The organism is Tianweitania sediminis (assembly GCF_017813335.1).
GTDB lineage: Bacteria > Pseudomonadota > Alphaproteobacteria > Rhizobiales > Rhizobiaceae > Tianweitania > Tianweitania sediminis.
In genome coordinates this window covers 38,422-54,889 of sequence record NZ_JAGIYY010000001.1, presented here as the reverse complement: position 1 = coordinate 54,889, position 16,468 = coordinate 38,422, and the positions used below count along the sequence as shown (strand labels likewise).

Annotated in this window: 11 protein-coding genes; 8 read left to right on the top strand and 3 right to left on the bottom strand. The window is 62.7% G+C overall.

All coding sequences use genetic code 11. The features are described 5' to 3' along the window. Positions 1 to 40 precede the first annotated feature (40 nt). On the bottom strand, positions 41 to 826 hold the full coding sequence (locus tag J5Y06_RS00215) for a DeoR/GlpR family DNA-binding transcription regulator (protein ID WP_209333113.1): 786 nt from the start codon (positions 824 to 826) through the stop codon (positions 41 to 43). A 236-nt stretch (positions 827 to 1,062) separates the two neighbouring features. On the opposite strand from J5Y06_RS00215, the gene J5Y06_RS00210 reads away from it, so the two are divergent. From J5Y06_RS00210 to J5Y06_RS00195, 6 genes are all read left to right on the top strand, one after another. Further along, complete coding sequence (locus J5Y06_RS00210) at positions 1,063 to 2,229, top strand: glycosyltransferase (RefSeq protein ID WP_209333112.1); 1,167 nt, start codon at positions 1,063 to 1,065, stop codon at positions 2,227 to 2,229. A 118-nt stretch (positions 2,230 to 2,347) separates the two neighbouring features. Then, complete coding sequence (gene glf, locus J5Y06_RS00205; RefSeq protein ID WP_209334294.1) at positions 2,348 to 4,561, top strand: UDP-galactopyranose mutase; 2,214 nt, start codon at positions 2,348 to 2,350, stop codon at positions 4,559 to 4,561. Then, the gene (locus J5Y06_RS23405; protein ID WP_342453347.1) at positions 4,558 to 5,664 is read left to right on the top strand and encodes a glycosyltransferase family 4 protein; all 1,107 of its coding nucleotides are present in this window, start codon (positions 4,558 to 4,560) and stop codon (positions 5,662 to 5,664) included. Before glf ends, J5Y06_RS23405 begins: the two co-directional genes overlap by 4 nt. Further along, positions 5,661 to 6,635 carry a Gfo/Idh/MocA family protein gene (locus tag J5Y06_RS23400; RefSeq protein ID WP_342453346.1) on the top strand — a complete coding sequence of 325 codons (975 nt, stop codon included), beginning with the start codon at positions 5,661 to 5,663 and terminating at the stop codon, positions 6,633 to 6,635. Before J5Y06_RS23405 ends, J5Y06_RS23400 begins: the two co-directional genes overlap by 4 nt. A 7-nt stretch (positions 6,636 to 6,642) precedes the next feature. Beyond that, on the top strand, positions 6,643 to 7,737 hold the full coding sequence (locus J5Y06_RS23395; protein ID WP_342453345.1) for a zinc-dependent alcohol dehydrogenase: 1,095 nt from the start codon (positions 6,643 to 6,645) through the stop codon (positions 7,735 to 7,737). Next, a complete protein-coding gene (locus tag J5Y06_RS00195) occupies positions 7,734 to 10,010 on the top strand; it encodes a glycosyltransferase family 4 protein (protein ID WP_209333111.1) in 2,277 nt (758 codons plus the stop codon). The genes J5Y06_RS23395 and J5Y06_RS00195 overlap by 4 nt, the downstream gene beginning before the upstream one ends. Before the next feature lie 75 nt (positions 10,011 to 10,085). Here J5Y06_RS00195 and J5Y06_RS00190 read toward each other — a convergent pair whose 3' ends face one another. Then, on the bottom strand, positions 10,086 to 12,554 hold the full coding sequence (locus J5Y06_RS00190) for a vitamin K epoxide reductase family protein (RefSeq protein WP_209333110.1): 2,469 nt from the start codon (positions 12,552 to 12,554) through the stop codon (positions 10,086 to 10,088). Between the two features lie 128 nt (positions 12,555 to 12,682). After that, positions 12,683 to 13,402 (bottom strand): GntR family transcriptional regulator, encoded by a 720-nt coding sequence (locus J5Y06_RS00185; RefSeq protein ID WP_209333109.1) that lies wholly within the window; start codon positions 13,400 to 13,402, stop codon positions 12,683 to 12,685. 151 nt (positions 13,403 to 13,553) lie between these two features. Between J5Y06_RS00185 and J5Y06_RS00180 the strand changes: the two genes are divergently transcribed. Both J5Y06_RS00180 and J5Y06_RS00175 read left to right on the top strand, forming a co-directional pair. Then, a complete protein-coding gene (locus tag J5Y06_RS00180) occupies positions 13,554 to 14,579 on the top strand; it encodes a TRAP transporter substrate-binding protein (RefSeq protein ID WP_209333108.1) in 1,026 nt (341 codons plus the stop codon). Positions 14,580 to 14,589: 10 nt separating this feature from the next. Then, positions 14,590 to 16,467 carry a TRAP transporter large permease gene (locus J5Y06_RS00175; protein WP_209333107.1) on the top strand — a complete coding sequence of 626 codons (1,878 nt, stop codon included), beginning with the start codon at positions 14,590 to 14,592 and terminating at the stop codon, positions 16,465 to 16,467. The last annotated feature ends 1 nt before the right edge of the window (position 16,468 follow it).

The window sequence follows — 16,468 nt, the reverse complement described above, 5'->3', positions numbered from 1 at the left end:
CCGAAAGACAAGAGAACCTAAGGCGAAAGGAAAACGAATGTCAATCGCCCTGACTCCCTTCGAATACGCTGGTCTCGATCAATCGCACGTCATGCGCCGCGCAGATTGAGCGCAGGGCCTCGGAACTGCAGCGGTCGGTGATGAATGTGTTCACTTGCGCCAGCTGACCGATCCGGACAGGCGCGGTGCGCTCCAGCTTCGTGGCATCCGCGACGAGGATGACGTGCCGCGCATTTGCCATGATGGCCTGCGCGACTTTCACTTCGCGAAAATCGAAGTCGAGCAGGGCGCCATCCTGGTCGATGGCCGAAGCGCCGATCACGGCGTAATCGACCTTGAACTGGCGGATGAAGTCCACGGCAGCTTCCCCGACAATGCCGCCATCGGAGCCCCGCACCACACCGCCCGCGATCACCACTTCAAGGGCGGGATATGCCCGCATCTTGTTGGCCACGTTGATGTTGTTGGTGATCACCATCAAGCCGCTATGGGAAAGCAGTGCTTCCGAAACGGCTTCCGTCGTCGTGCCGATATTGACGAACAGCGAGGCATTGTCGGGGATGATGCCGGCGGCAGCGCGGCCGATTGCGTCCTTGGCGTCGGCGGCGATCCGGCGGCGCGCCTCATATTCCATGTTCTCGATGCCGGACGGAAATAGAGCGCCACCATGCGTGCGCGTCAGCAAGCGCTGGCTGCAAAGCTCGTTCAGCTCCTTGCGGATGGTTTGTGGCGTGACGTTGAAGTGCGAAGCAAGATCGGTGACGCGAACGCGGCCGTGCTGCTTGGCAAGAGCGATGATCGTTGCATGGCGGTCGGAAAGAAACACGGGTGCGGTCCCACTTTCGTTTTGTTTTCGGATGAAAGTGCCTGCAAGGCAAGGGCAGGTCGCGATGATCCGCTTGTGTCGAGTCAGGGAGCCAATCCCGAGCCGGCAGCGTGGCCGCACAGCATCATTATGTCAGAAGATGTCAGTTAGCGGCGATGTCGCTGGGAACATGCGCCGCACGCAGAAGTTTCGCCCTCCGCCAAAGCCTAGATTTCTGCCCCCCATGCGGAGCCTCGATGCGTTCACGACCTTCTTTGACCGACCGCATCGTGGTGATCAGTGATCTTGTAGAGCAGCAATCCAGCTTCCCCGAGACCAACGGCGTGTTTGACGCCGTTTTCGCAGACCCGGAGAACCGTTCCAGCTGTGCTGTCGAGGGTGGCTATCTCGAGCGCCTGCCGCTTGCCAGCGTGCGGGCCGGCTTGGCGTCGGCCGCCGAAATCTGGCACCACCATCGCGGCGACGAGATCCGGTCGGTCCGCGAAACACCGTTTCTGACCCGACGCGCCTTTCCCATCGCCAGCGAGACGGCGCCGTTCCACTCGGACGCCATGCTTGACTTTGTTTCGCAGCATGGGGCGCCGCGGATCCTTTGTGTCTGGGGATTGGGTGTTTCGGAAGCGCTGCTCCAAGCCTGTTCCGCAAGCACGATCATCTACAATTCCATCGATGTGCCCGCTTTGCGCGTGCCGCCGGAGGTGAGCCGACATTTCGACCTCGTACTCACCGGGGCTCCGTGGCAAAGCGAGGAGGTCCAGAAGCGCCATCCGCAGATGCAAACGGCCGTTTTGCCGGTCGGGCCGGAGTTTGCGTCGGCGGAAACCTTTTTTCCGCTCTCAGAAGAAGAGAAACGCTACGACGTCGTGTATGTGGCGGCGGCGCAAGCCTACAAGCGCCACGACATCCTGTTCTCGGCTCTTCGGCGTGCAAGCCGCCCGATCACGGCTCTTTGCGTGATGGGCTACGGGGAAGATGGGGAGCACCTGCGCCAGCAGGCCGCGTCGATGGGGCTGGCGGTGGATTTCGTCGGACCACCCGGTGTGCCGCACAGCGAAGTCAATCGCTTGATGAACCAGGCGCGGGTCGGGGTGGTGTGCGGCGAAAACGATGGCGCGCCGGCGATCTTGACTGAATACATGCTGGCCGGCCTGCCGGTGGTGGCCAACGCCGCGCTCCGGTGCGGCTTGCAATATGTGCTGCCCCAGACCGGGCTTGTTGTTGCCGCCGATCGCTTCGACGAAGGCATTCTCGAGGCTCTGTCGCGCAACGATTGGTCGCCCCGACAAACCGTCGTGGACCGATGGTGCTGGCCGCTATCGGTGGCACGGCTGGCCGAACTGACCTCAACCGATTTTCCTTTGCAGCGTGGTGCCCGGGCGAAGCCTGAGCTTGTGGATGGCTGACCTGATGAACGAGCTCCTTTCTTCCGACCTGTTTCAGGGCCCCACGCTTTCCACTGCGCCGGTGATCTGCTTTTCGCATCTGCGCTGGGACTTCGTGTTTCAGCGCCCGCAGCACCTCATGACGCGCTTCGGCCGCAGCCGGCAGATCTACGTCTTCGAGGAAAATATCCCGACCGAGCACCACTCGCCTTATCTGGAAACTCACCCCTACGAAGGCACCGACATCGTTTCCCTGCGCCCGCGCATTCCCCGCGACTGGGACGAGGCGCGGCGCGATGCGGGCCTTGCGCAGCTGCTTGATCTTCTTCTTCGGCTGAACAACATCGAACGCCCCGTGCTGTGGTTCTACAGCCCCATGATGTTCAGCTTCGCCCGCCATGTGGAAGCGGCAGCGGTAGTTTATGACTGCATGGACGAGCTCGCGAACTTCCGCTTCGCGCCAGCCGGCCTCCCTGAGCTTGAAGCCGAACTCATGCAGCGTGCCGATCTGGTGTTGACCGGAGGGGCCAGCCTTTATGCAGCCCGCAAGGACCGGCACGACAACATCCACGCCTTTCCGTCCGGCGTCGACACGGCGCATTTCCAGCAGGTGCGGCGTGGCTGCGCCCCCGAAGCGGAACAAAAGAACCTGCCGGGCAAGAAGCTCGGCTTCTACGGCGTCATCGATGAGCGCATCGATCTGCCGCTCCTGGAGGCGGTGGCGCGCGCACGGCCTGAATGGTCCCTGGTGATGGTCGGCCCCCTGGCGAAGATCGGCCCGTCGGACCTTCCGCGCGTTCCCAATCTGCATTTCGTGGGGCCGCGAAGCTACGAGGACCTGCCGCACTCCCTGGCGGCCTGGGACGTTGCACTGATGCCGTTTGCGATCAATGAAGCCACCCGCTTCATCAGCCCCACCAAAACGCCCGAATACCTTGCTGCTGGTCTCCCGGTTGTGTCGACCCCGATCGCCGACGTGGTCGCAACCTACGGCGATGTCGAAGCCGTGCGCATCGCCGACACCCCCGAGCGCTTTATCGCAGCCTGCGACGCGGCGCTCAGCCTGGACCGCACCGCATTTCTGCCGGTCGTGGATGCCAAGCTCGCAAGCATGAGCTGGGACGAAACCTTCCGCCGGATTTCAGACCTTCTGGATGCCGCGGTCCGACCGCCGCGGGCGGCTTTGCCCTTGCCGAACCTTCGCCGATCCAAGCGTGGCGGCGCTTATGATTATCTGATCGTAGGCGCGGGCTTTGCGGGCAGCGTGCTTGCCGAGCGGCTCGCGTCTGCTGGCAACAAGCGCGTCCTTTTATGCGATCGCCGCCCCCACATCGGCGGCAACGCCTTTGATCACCGCGACGAGGCCGGCATTCTCGTCCACAAATATGGGCCGCACATCTTCCATACCAACAGCGAAGAAATCTTCGCCTACCTGTCCCGCTTCACGGCCTGGCGGCCTTATGAGCATCGGGTGCTTGCTGCGGTGGGAACGCAGCGCTTGCCGATGCCAATCAACCGCACCACGCTGAACGCTCTTTACGGGCTCGATCTGCGCAACGAATGCGACACCGAAGCTTTCCTGCAGTCTCGCGCGGAGCCAGTGGAAACCGTGCGCAGCGCGCGCGACGTGGTGATCAACCAGGTAGGAAGCGAGCTCTACCGCACCTTCTTTGAGGGCTACACGCGCAAGCAGTGGGGGGTTGATCCGAGCGAACTCGACAAGTCGGTGACCCAGCGCATTCCCACCCGCTGCACCACGGACGACCGCTACTTCCTTGATCGCTTTCAGGCCATGCCGCTGCATGGCTACACGGCGATGTTTGAGAACATGCTGGCCCACGACAACATCGAACTCGCGCTCGGAACGGATTTCCGGGAGCTGAAGCGCGAACAGCTGGCGACCAAGATCATCTATACGGGTCCGATCGACGAATATTTTGATCACCGGTTCGGCCCGCTTCCCTACAGGAGCCTGCGCTTCCGCCATGAAACGCTAGACCAGCGGCGGTTCCAGCCGGTGGCGGTGGTGAACTATCCGGCCGCCGCCGTGCCCTATACGCGCATCACCGAATACAAGCATCTCACCGGCCAGGTGCACCGGAAAACAAGCATCACCTATGAGTTCCCCCAAGCCGAAGGGGACCCGTACTACCCCATCCCGGCCGCTGAAAACGCCGCGCTTTACAAGCGCTATGCCCAGCTTGCCGACGAGCAAGGGGATGTCACCTTTGTCGGCCGGCTCGGCACATACCGCTATTACAACATGGACCAGGTGGTCGGGCAGGCTTTGGCCACCTATCGCCGCATGGACGTCGGCACAACCAGTGCCCCGGAAGCGGTTGTGTCTGCGTGAAACCTTTGCTTGTTCTTGCAACGGATAGCCTGGAGCCCTCCGGAGTCGGGCAGCACATGCTGGCGCTCGGCCGCCAGCTTTCGAACCGCTTCGACGTGGTGATCGCGGCCGGCAATCAAGGGGAAGGGATGGCGCTGTTGCGCCAGGCAGCTTTGTGTGGCTTGCGCGTCAAGGCGCTGGATTTTCAGCGACCCAGCGAGGTGACGCGCTGGCTCGCCCGAAGTGGCGCATGCCTCATCCATGTCCACGCCGGCATCGGCTGGGAAGGACATGAACTCGTTCGCTGCGGCAAGGCCGCAGGGCTGGCGGTGGTTCGGACCGAACACCTCCCTTACCTGCTGACCGATCCGATCCAGAAGGCGCAATACCGCGCCATGTGCCTGTCGGTCGATCAACGGATCGCCGTTTCGCAAAGCGTTCTCGACACGCATGCGGGGCAGGGAAGCGGACCGATGGCGCTCGTGCACAATGGCGTGGCTCCACGAGGCGGGGACGCGGCCGACGCAAAGGCCGTGCGCGCCACGATCGCGGTACGCGAACACGAGAAGCTGCTGCTGACCGTTGCCCGCCTCACGGCGCAGAAGGGCCATGACGTGCTCCTGGCTGCCGCGCCGGCCGTTCTAGCTGCTCACCCAGCTGCCAGATTTGTTTTGGTTGGCCGCGGCTCGGAGCAGGTGAACATCGAAGAGGCGATAGAACGCGCGGGTCTGCAGAACAGCATCCAGGTGCTCGGCCAGCGCGATGACGTCGAAGCACTTCTGGCTGCGGCAGATCTTTTCGTGCTGCCGTCCCGTTTCGAAGGGTTGCCGCTCGCACTTCTGGAAGCCATGAGCGCCGGCTTACCGATCGCTGCGACGGCAGTTGCGGGAACACTGGAAGCCCTGGGCCTTCAGCATCCGTTTCTGGCCCGTGCCGACGACCCTGCTGCACTGGCAGCCGTTATCATCAAGGCGCTCGACCAACCGGATGAAGCGCAGCAGGCGGCCAAGGCTGCGAGGCAGCGTTATCTTTCACGTTTCACCGATGACGGAATGGCTGCGGAAACCGCTGCCGTTTACGCCGACGTTCTTTCCGCACAAAGCAGACAAGGCATGCCGCAATGAAGAAGACCCGTATCGGATTCATCGGGGCAGGCGGCATCGCCCATCGGCATCTCGGCGTTCTCGAGCAGTTCGAGGATGTGGAGCTTGCAGGCTTCGCGGATCCCGACTTTGACCGCGCCTTGGAGGCTGCGGCCCGCTTTGGCGCGCGTGCTTATCAGGACCACAAGGGCTTGCTGGACGATCCGGATCTGGACGCGGTGTATATTTGCGTCCCCCCCTTTGCCCATGGTGAGCCGGAACAGGCGGTGATCGCACGCGGCCTGCCGTTCTTTGTGGAAAAGCCGCTTTCGCTTGATCTTGATGTGGCGGAAGCGACAGCAAGGCAGGTGGAAGAGACCGGCCTTGTTACGGGCGTCGGCTATCATTGGCGCTATCTCGACACCGTCGAGGAAGCGCGTCGGCATCTGGCCGAACGTCCCGCCCAGCTTGTGTCCGGTTACTGGCTCGACCAGACGCCACCGCCGCAATGGTGGTGGAAAACGGATATGTCCGGTGGGCAGATGGTGGAGCAGACCACCCATATCATCGACCTCGCACGCTATCTCGTGGGGGAGGTCACGCAGGTGTTCGGCTTGGCCGGCCACACACCGCGCGAGCGGTTTCCCGGCCTGGATGTTCCAACGGTGAGCACCGCCAGTCTGCGCTTCGCGACTGGTGCCGTTGGCAACCTAGGTTCAACCTGCTTGCTGAACTGGGGTCATCGGGTCGGGCTTCACCTTTTCGGCGAGGGTCTGGCACTGGAGCTTGGCGAGCGCGAGATCATGGTGGATGTGGGAGCCGGACGGCCGGTGCAGCATTCCCAGATCGATCCGGTCTGGCATGAGGATCGCGACTTCATTGACGCGGTGCGCGGCGAAGCCAATCGCATCCGCTGTTCCTACGGGGAAGCGTTGAAGACCCATCGCGTGGCGCTGGCGATCGCGGCCTCGGCCCGCGAAGGCCGGGTCATCGACCTGCCCCAAAGCGCGTAGGATCACCATGTCCGAACGTCGCATTCAGTCGCTGGGCGTGGAACGGGAAGGCCAAGCCTATATCCATGACTATACTGAAGGGGATCCGGCAGAAGGCCATGTCCGCCTGCAAACGCTTTATACGGGCCTGTCGGCGGGCACCGAGCTCACCTTCCTGAAGCACACCAACCCCTACTTCCATTCGCGATGGGATGGGGAGCGTGGGGTGTTTGTGCCCGGCGAGGCCAGCCTCCATTACCCCGTGCCGTTTCTCGGTTACATGGAAGTGGCTCGGGTCACCGACAGTCGCAACCCCGCCTTTCGCAACGGGCAGGTCGTGGCAACCACGTTTGGCCACAAGACCGGGCATACCGCCGACCCCGCGCGCGATGTGCTGATCCCGATGCCGGACGACCTCCACCCGATCCTGGGTGTGTTCGTGGCGCAGATGGGACCGATTGCGGCCAACGGCATACTGCATGCCGATGCCGAGCTGTTTGGAACGCAGGTGGTTCGGCTCGGGCAATCGCTGGTCGACCGCCCGGTGCTGGTGATCGGCGCCGGCGCAGTCGGAATGATGACCGCCTTGTTCGCTCGGCAAGCTGGAGCCTCGCAGGTGGTGGTGGCGGATCCGTCTACCGCCCGCCGTTTGCGCGTCGAAGCAATGGGCTTCGTGGCTATGGACGAGGAGCAGGCCTGGCAGCACGCCCGCACCCAATGGCACAGCGGTGCCGATCGGGGCGCGGACTTCGTGTTCCAGACCCGCGCGCATTCTGGCAGCCTCCATACGGCTCTGCGGGCGTTGCGTCCGCAAGGCACAGTGATCGACTTGGCCTTTTACCAGGGCGGCGCGGACGCCCTTCGCCTGGGCGAAGAGTTCCACCACAACGGCCTGACGATCCGCTGCGCCCAGATCAACCGGGTGCCGCGTGGCCTGTCATTCCACTGGGATCGCCGTCGTCTCGGCGCTGAAACAATCGCCATGCTGAGGGCCGAGCAAGACGTCGTGCTGCGCGAAATGATCACGCACATCGTCGAATTCGACGAGGCGCCCGCCTTCCTTTCCGAACTCCCGACCCGCCGTCCCGAGTTCCTGCAGATCGTTTTCAAGGTAGCCGAGTGACCGACGAGCCGACGCGCATCCTGTTTGTGTTTGCCTGGCTGGTGGTTGGGGGCGAAGAAACCGAGGTCCGCCTTCTCGCGCGCAACCTCGACCCTGCGCGCTACCGCATCGATGTTGTCGCCTGCTTCCGCAAGCCGGAAATGCCGGAGCAAACGCATGAGCAGCTGCGCGCGCTTGGCGTGGAAGTGGACACCGTTCCCTACACGCTTTCCTTCGAGGATACCGTCGCTTACCTCGCACGCAAGGTGGCAACCTATGATGTTGTTGTGTCTTGCCAGAACGTCGCTGACATCTATCCGGCGCTCGAACAAACCCACCTGCGACCGCCCTTGATCGAGCATGGCGGACTGGTTTCGGAAGCGCTGGCAGGGCCAAAGCATTTCACCAGCCGCTATGTCGGCGTGTGCCGATCCATCCGCGATGCGGCGGCAACCAAGATGCCGGACCGACCGCAGCATGCGCTCGAAATCCCGTCCATGGTGGATCTGAGCGAGTTCAGGCCTTCCGATCGGGCGCGGATCCGCAGCAGCCTCGCGTTGCGCGAGGACGTGCCGGTTGTCGGCTGGGTCGGCCGCCTCGACGCAAAGAAGCGGGTGGAAGACTTCATCGAAGCCGCCGCGCTCGTGCACCAAGCGCATCCGGCAGCCCAGTTCCTGGTGGTCGGCGGGCCCGACGCTTTCATGCCTGACTACGCCGAGCGGCTGCGCGCACTGGCAAGTCAACGCGGTTTGGGCGCAGCGCTGCGGTTCCTCGGCGACCGAAACGACGTCCCCGCAGTGCTCGCCGCGCTCGATGTATTCGTTTGGTTATCTCGCGGCGAAGGCATGCCGCATGTGATTGCCGAAGCCGGTGCTGCGGGCCTGCCTGTAATTGCCACGCCGGACAACGGCGCCCTGCAACAGATCGAAAACGAGGTTTCCGGCCTGTTTGTGTCGCATGAAGCGCCGCAAGCCGTGGCAACGGCGATTGAGCGGCTGCTTGATGATGCTCATCTCCGCCGCAGGTTGGGGAACGCCCTGCGAACGGCGGTGGAAGAACGCTACAGCGTCGAAGCAGTGGTTCCGCAATGGCAGGACCTGATCGAAGGGGTGGTAGCGGAGCGCAAGCCTGCTCACCCGCCCAGACTGTTCCGATCCTTCTTTCAGGGCGGTTTCGAATGCTCCACGCACCGCCTGCGCAACGGTCGGCGGCTCGACGTCATTGCGTCCAGCCAGCACGACCAGTTTGCCGAGGGGGACTACCGTCAGCTCGCTGGCTACGGCATTCGCACGGTGCGCGACGGCTTCCGTTGGCATCTCATCGAAAAAGCGCCGGGCCAATACGACTGGTCGAGCGTACTGCCGATGCTCAGGGCAGCCAAAGCCTCCGAAACGGAGGTCATCTGGGATCTTCTGCATTATGGCTGGCCGGACGACATCGACATCTGGCGGCCGCACTTCGTGGACCGGTTCGCCCGCTTTGCACGCGCAGCCGCCGAGCTTCACCGAAACAGCACCGATGCAGTTCCGTTCTACTGCCCGGTAAACGAGATCTCGTTTTCAGCCTGGGGCGGCGGGGATGCCGGCTATCTGAACCCCTTTGCCAACGGACGTGGCCACGAGTTGAAGGTCCAACTGACGCGCGCATCCATTGCAGCCATGCATGCAATTCTGGATGTCGACCCCCGCGCACGCTTCGTTCATGCCGATCCCGCCATCAACGTCATCACCGCGCCCGAGCGCCCGCACGAGTTCTGGGCCGCGGAAGGGCACCGGCAGGCGCAATATCAGGCATGGGACATGATCGCCGGCCATAGCTGGCCGCAACTCGGCGGAGAGCCGCGCCTGCTCGACATCGTCGGCGTCAACTACTACTTCAACAACCAGTGGATCCATGGCGGACCGCCGATCGACATCGGCCACCCGCTTTACCGGCCGTTGCACCGGCTGTTGATGGAAATCCATGGCCGCTACGGCCGCCCGGTGATGCTGGCGGAAACCGGCATCGAATTCGAACGCCGTCCAGCCTGGCTCCGCTACGTGGCGGCCGAACTCGAACTTGCGCGCACCAAAGGTGTGCCGGTGGAAGGGCTCTGCCTATACCCGATCCTGAACCATTTCGGCTGGGATGATGACCGGCCTTGCCAGAACGGGCTTCTGGAACATCAGCGGATCGGAGGACGGCGCTTGGTTTATACGCCACTCCTGGAGGAGCTGGAGCGTGCGAGCGAACGCCACGCGACCGCTAACGGCTCGAATTTCCGCGCCATGATTTCCGAGCGCGCACCGGCTTAGGGGAAAGGATCGCCTTCGATCCCAGGGCGCTCAAGTCAGATCTGCTTCATCAGCACGGGCGGGTGCGATCCTTCTTCAAACGATCCGCTTGTTCCAGCTGCCATAACGCTCCTTCACGGTTCCGCGCTTGAAGCTGAGTGCAACCAGGGCGATCCCGATAACCACGCTAGAAACGGCATGAACCGCGGATGCTTCGAACAGGAAGGGTGTGGCGAGCAGCGCTGCCCCGAGCGGAATCAAGCCGAAGCGAACGGGCCGCGCGACTTCCGCCGCGGCGAGCGAGATCACTGTCAAGGCGAGGAAGCCGATCACGTGATCGGCATGCGCCATGGTGCCGGAAGCGCCGAAGGTCAGCCGTGTGAAAAGGAGCGTGAGGGCGAGCAGGGCGGCAAGCATTAGCGTCCAGGGCAGGTTTACGCCGCCGGCAACCATTTCCTTGATGACCGCGCCAGGTGCAGCGTCGAACTCATCTTTTCGCGGCGCACGTTCGCCCTCGTCAAGATCGCCAAACAGAAACACGCGGAGCCAGCTCTTTCCGAGCTTTGCACGCCGCCGAACGAATTGCAGCGTCGCCAGAAGCTCGTCCAGAGAATACGGGATCTGGATCAGCATTGCTGCTGCGCCAACAAGCGTCAGGGTGGCCCAGGTCCCGATCACAATCGGCTGGATGATCACAAACAAGATCGACACGATGCCCAGCGGTGCGATCATCAAGCCGAAAAGGAACACGAGCCAGGGCATTGTGCGCCACCGCGCGCGGCTGCCCACCAGGCCGGTGACGATCTCCAGCGCATAGGTGTAACCGCCAAGCGCTGCATCGGGAATGGGAAAGGCCTCCGACACGGACGAGGTGATAACCGCTTCCGTTCCGTTGCGCGGATCTTCAGGGCTCAGGCCGGGGAAGAAGGGGTCCCAAACGCCCTCGATCTGTTCGAGCTGGTAGGCGGTGAGATAGCGCGCAACCAGCAAGCCGATCAGCGCAAGAAAGATGATCGGAAGCCGCTGCGCCCAGCTCGATGGGTTGTACCTCCAGCCCGGCGGAACGTCCGGTCCTTTCAGCGCCGCCACTGCCGATGGTCCGATCTCGGGCCTTGATCCGATGGCAAAGCCCATGGCGAAGGCACCCACCAGTGTGTCAGACAGGAAGGCTGCGGGGTTTGTCGTCCAGAATAGGAAGGGAACCGCCATGATCAGGGCGGCAACCCCGGCCTGAGCCCACCGCGCCCAGCCCATGCGCCATGACAAGGACAGTCCGGCAAAGACGATGAGTGCCGCGCCAAGCGCGATTTCTGACCAGAACAGCAGGGGCTCCTCGACCCCGACCATCACCGGCTGGGTAAGGATCCATAGGCCGAGGCCCATGTTCACGAAGTGCGCCCATCGGTTTGCCGCGTGTTCCGTGCGCAGCAGGGTTTCGTGGCGGACGCGCAGCTTTTCGGGATCGGCACCGATTTCATCAGCGTCCTCGATGAAATCGGGAGGCGAAAGGCGATTTGCCTTGTACCAGCCGGCCGGATCGTCTTTCAGCGTTTGCACGATCGCCGGCAGTTCGTCGGCAAGCCGATGCCGCGGCTCCCATCCAAGCAGGTTGCGGGCCCGGCTGATGTCGATCGCATAATGGTCGCTGGCCATCAGCGTCATGAAGGGTTTGATGAAGGGGCGTTCACCGCCATCCAGAGCGTCCGGCACGAGGGGTTCGGCGCGATCCTGCGCCCAGGCACCCACGGCCGCAATTGGCGCCGGAATGCGGATCGTTGTCCACTCGTCTTCCCCGTGGATCAAACGGCCGAGCCTGTCTTGCAGGTCGTCATAGCCGATGGTTTCCGGCTCGCCCACAAGGATCACGGCTTCTTCGCCGAGGGTCGCGCGGCGATCAACCGCGCGCACAAAAGCATCGATCATGTCCTCGCGATGAACCATGGCCTGACCAGCCTCCGTGGAGCCGGAATAAAGATGGCTTTGCGGGTCGCGCTCGTAGATGCGGGCGATCTGGTTGGCGAATGTCGGCACAGACGTTGTGCGGTCGTAAAGGCCGGCAAGATGCAGAAACACCACGGGGATCGCGCCGCGCTCGTCCCGGATGGCTTCTTCGGCTTCGGCTTTCGATTTCGGGTAAGCCCAGCCCGGTTCGATAGGCTGGCTTTCGTCGATGATCTGGCCCGGTTCGCCAGCCTTGTGGACCAGCATCGTCCCGGAATAAAGAAACTGCTCCACTTGGAAAGATTGCAGCTCTTTCAGGAGACGACGCGATCCCTCGACATTGACGCTCCGGTAGGCGGGCTTGTCTTCGCCGCTGAAGTCAAAGAATGCGGCGAGGTGGATCACGCTCGCGATCTGTGCGCCATGCTCCTTGCGCACGGTTGCCATGGCTTGGGCCACACTGGCGTCATCCGTCAGATCGACTTCGAGCACAGGGTAGTCGGTTTTCCCGGTGGTGCGATCAAGCCCGACGATGCGGTAGTTCCGCCCGAGGGCCGCAGCCAGCGAGCGCCCGATATTGCCGCTCGCACCGGTGATCAGAAGGAGCTTCCGCTCGTCCTTCATGAGGCCTTCCTCCTTGGCAGTGCGATCAATGCGTCATGCCGCTTCATGGAGGACAACTAGGCGCGGCGGGCCATTCGTCTCCCCCCTCCAGCGCGGCCTGGGCTTCGCTGTTTTCGCAGGATCAGCCCTCAATCCCGCGGCACCAACCCTTCAGTGTGCGCCGGCAGAATGGTGTCCGAGAACAGGTTCGGATGCGTCGCGGCGATCTGCGGCAACGCGACCAGGATTTCGCGCAGATGGCGCCGCATAGTGCGCTCGGCCCCGTCGGGGTCACCCGCCTCCAGTTGCCGGACGATGGCCTCGTGCTGGCTCAACAACAGGGGCATCGGCGAAGCCTCGGGAAGGCTCAGCAATCGGGTACGATCGGTCTGGATCCGCGCGCTTTCTACGACCCGCCAGGCATAATCGCAGTCGACGATTTCCCCGATAGCTCGGTGAAAGGCTTCGTCCCCTTCGTTGAAGCGCCAATAATCGCCAGCGTTTGCAGCGTCCCTTTGCTCCTTGATCAAGCGGTTCAGCATCGCAATGTGAGGCGGCCGTGCGAGACGCGCAGCGTGGCGGGCGATGTCGGACTCGATTGCTTCGCGCACAAGTCGCGCATTGGCGACTTCGCGGACGGAAATCTTCATCACATAAGTGCCGCGGCTGGGGCGGATTTCCACCAGCCCCGCTTCGGAAAGCTTGATGAAGGCTTCACGTACGGGCTGGCGGCTCACCCCGAAGCGCGCTGCGATGTCCTTTTCCGACAGGGCTTCGCCCGGCTGAAACGACAAGCCGACAATGGCCTGGCGTAGCGCGGCAACGAGTTGCGGCGCGATCGGCTCGCTCACCTTCAGCGGCAGGTCCATTCAGTTCCCGGTCCTTTCAGCACAACGTCACAGGCAATGCCTGTGATGCGGGCATTTCGCCACCTCCAAAATATTACCATACCGGTATGGTGCCATACCACAAGCTGTGTATAGTTGCTGAGGACAAGCAGACTACTGGGAGGAGACTGCAATGAACCAAGTAAGCACCGCCCTTACGCGACGTGGGTTTCTGGCAACAGGCACAGCAGCACTTGCTGCGCCGATGTTTCTGTCGGATGCGCGGGCACAAGACAAATTCGTGATGAAGATCGCCCACACCGAGGGCATCGGCACACCGATCACCAATGCTTTCGATGCGTGGGCCAAGACTCTCAACGAGAAGAGCGGCGGTCGCATTGATGCACAGCATTTCCCCGCCGCGCAGCTCGGCGGCCTTGCCGAAGCACTTGAGGGCAGCCGCATCGGCACCATCCAGGTCACCACGGCCGGGCCGGATTCCGAAGAAGCCATTGCTCCGGAGATCGCGGTGCTCGGCGGCGCGCCCGGCTTCATCTACAAGAACGAAGAGCATGTCGATAAGGTGCTCCAGGGTGAACTCGGCCAGAAGGCATCTGACATTGCCCGCGAGAAAACCGGCGTCGAGTTCGTCGCCTACGGCGAAACCGGTTTCCGCCACATTCTGTCCAAGCGTCCTGTGGCGTCTCTGGCGGATCTCAACGGTCTCAAGATCCGCGTGCCGCAGCTGCGCATCTGGGTGGATTTCTGGACCTTGCTCGGTGCGGCGCCCACGCCCCTGCCATACAACGAGCAGTATTCGGCTTTGTCGACGGGCATCATCGATGCCATCGACTCGGATGTGTTCTCGATCATCGGCTTCAAGTTCTACGAACAGGCCAAGAATCTGACGCTCACGGGGCACTGGTTCCTGCCCAAGGCAGTTCGCGTCAATGCCGCCTGGCTCGACAGTCTGCCACAGGATCTGCAGGACCTTGTGCGCAGCTCGGCCAAGGAAGCGTTTGCCGAACAGCGCCGGATCAACCGCGAGAATGCTGCCAAGGCATTGGACGAGTTGAAGACGCTCGGCGTCAATGTCCAGTCGCTGCCGCCGGAGGAACTCGCCAAGATGGAAGAGCTGACGGCCAAGCTGTTCGACGAGTTCGGCTCAAAGAGCCCTGAAACCGCCGAAATGATCAAGGCGATGCAGGCGCTAGGCTGAGATCGAAACGATGGGCGCCGTTGCCGAAGCTGATGTCGCGCCTGCGGGCGTGGCATCGGGAAGCCATCCGCAAGGCTTCGGCCTGCTTGTAGACCGTCTCGTCGAAACGGTGAGCGTCCTGTTGATGCTGACTGCCGTGGCGGTGGCCAGTCTGCAGGTGGTGCTGCGCTATATCTTCAATTCCGGGCTGCCATGGCCTGAAGAACTGGCTGCCTGGGTGTTTGCCTGGGCTGTGTTCCTTGCCATGGCTGTGGCCACGGGACGCGACGCCCACATCTCCATCGACGTTGTCACGCGGGCGCTGCCCGAGCGGCCCCGTGACCTTCTCTTGCTGTTCAACCGTGCCGTGGTTGCAGCCGCGAGCATCATGCTCGTTGTTCATGGCTGGGATTACGTGAACCGCGTCATCTCGGCTTCCCCAGCCTTGCAGTGGTCGATGAAATATTTCTTCGCCGCCGCTCCGGTTGGGGGAGCGTTGAACCTGTTCTTTTTGGCCTGGCCGAAAGCCGGCCGCGGCTGGCTGCAGGGGCTCGGCGTGCTTGCGGGCGGGCTGCTGATCTACCTGGCGATCCGCTATGGCGCGACAAGCGTTTACGGCGAAAGCGGCAGCGCGATCGTTCTCGTGGGCGTCGGCATCTTTGCCATTGTAATCGGCGTGCCGGTCGCGTTCGCGCTAGCCTTCGGCGCCTTTGCTGCGTTTGCCGCCTTCAATCCGATCCTGCTGGTGACGATCTCGCAGAACATGGCAGCGTCGCTGAACTCCTTCACGCTGCTGGCGATCCCGTTTTTCATCTTGGCTGCGGCCGTGATGAATGCGGGCGGCATCACGCCCCGGCTGGTGGATCTGGCGATGCAACTCGTCGGTCATATGCGCGGTGGCCTTGGCCAGGCAAACATCATCACCAACACCATGCTTGCCGGGATTTCCGGTTCTTCCACCGCCGACGCGTCCACCATTGCCAAGCTTCTCGTGCCGGAAATGGCACAGCGCGGCTACAGCCGGCCCTTTGCCGCCGCGCTGACAGCCGCATCTGCGACCCTGGCGAATCTTATTCCGCCTAGCCTCGGCCTCATCATCTATGCCGCGCTCGCTTCCGTTTCCGTGGGCGCGTTGTTTGTCGCGACGCTTGTGCCAGGCCTGATGGTGGCAGGCTCGCTGATGGTTGTTGTTTATGTTCTGTCGCGGCGCCGTGGCTATGGCGGCGATATGCCGAAGGCGTCGCTGCAGCAGCGCTTGTCCTCGCTTGGGCTCGCGATCCCTGCTCTGGCCCTGCCGGTGCTGATCGTCGGCGGCGTACGCTTTGGCGTCTTCACGGCAACGGAAGCCGGCGCCGTCGCCTTCATGTATGCGCTGCTGTGCGGCGCCTTGCTTTACCGCAAGCTGACGGTCTCCAACCTGATCGCTGCCATTCGCGAGTCGGTGTTCGACACGGCAGTGATCGCCGTGATCATCGCTGCGGCCGCGCCTTTCGCCTGGGTGCTTGCCTTCGAACAGGTGCCGCAGAAGATCGCGCAAAGCCTGTCCGACCTCGTATCGTCGCCTTTCCTGCTGATGCTCGTGATCAACCTGTTCTTGCTGGTCGTGGGCCTCTTCATGGAGATGATCGCGTCCCTGGTGATCCTGGTGCCGATCCTCGTGCCGCTGGTGATTGCAGCCGGCATGGACCCCATCCAGTTCGGCATCATCATCATCATGAACCTGGTGATCGGCGCTCTCACCCCGCCTCTTGGCGTGCTCGTCTTCACCACGGCGCGTGTCGGTGGCGCCAACCAGACCGAAACCTTCAAGGCCATCCTGCCCTTCATCGTCGCGTTGGTCGCCGTGCTGTTTGTGGTGACCTATGTGCCGGCCGTCACCATGCTGCCGGTTCTCTGGCTCGGCCCGTGAC

Bases quoted from the DNA above. Each gene is read 5' to 3' on its own strand.
- J5Y06_RS00175 (WP_209333107.1), top strand. From the start codon at position 14,590: ATGGGCGCCGTTGCCGAAGCTGATGTCGCGCCTGCGGGCGTGGCATCG.
- J5Y06_RS00210 (WP_209333112.1), top strand. From the start codon at position 1,063: ATGCGTTCACGACCTTCTTTGACCGACCGCATCGTGGTGATCAGTGAT.
- glf (WP_209334294.1), top strand. From the start codon at position 2,348: ATGACGCGCTTCGGCCGCAGCCGGCAGATCTACGTCTTCGAGGAAAAT.
- J5Y06_RS23400 (WP_342453346.1), top strand. From the start codon at position 5,661: ATGAAGAAGACCCGTATCGGATTCATCGGGGCAGGCGGCATCGCCCAT.
- J5Y06_RS00190 (WP_209333110.1), bottom strand. From the start codon at position 12,554: ATGAAGGACGAGCGGAAGCTCCTTCTGATCACCGGTGCGAGCGGCAAT.
- J5Y06_RS23395 (WP_342453345.1), top strand. From the start codon at position 6,643: ATGTCCGAACGTCGCATTCAGTCGCTGGGCGTGGAACGGGAAGGCCAA.
- J5Y06_RS00180 (WP_209333108.1), top strand. From the start codon at position 13,554: ATGAACCAAGTAAGCACCGCCCTTACGCGACGTGGGTTTCTGGCAACA.
- J5Y06_RS00185 (WP_209333109.1), bottom strand. From the start codon at position 13,402: ATGGACCTGCCGCTGAAGGTGAGCGAGCCGATCGCGCCGCAACTCGTT.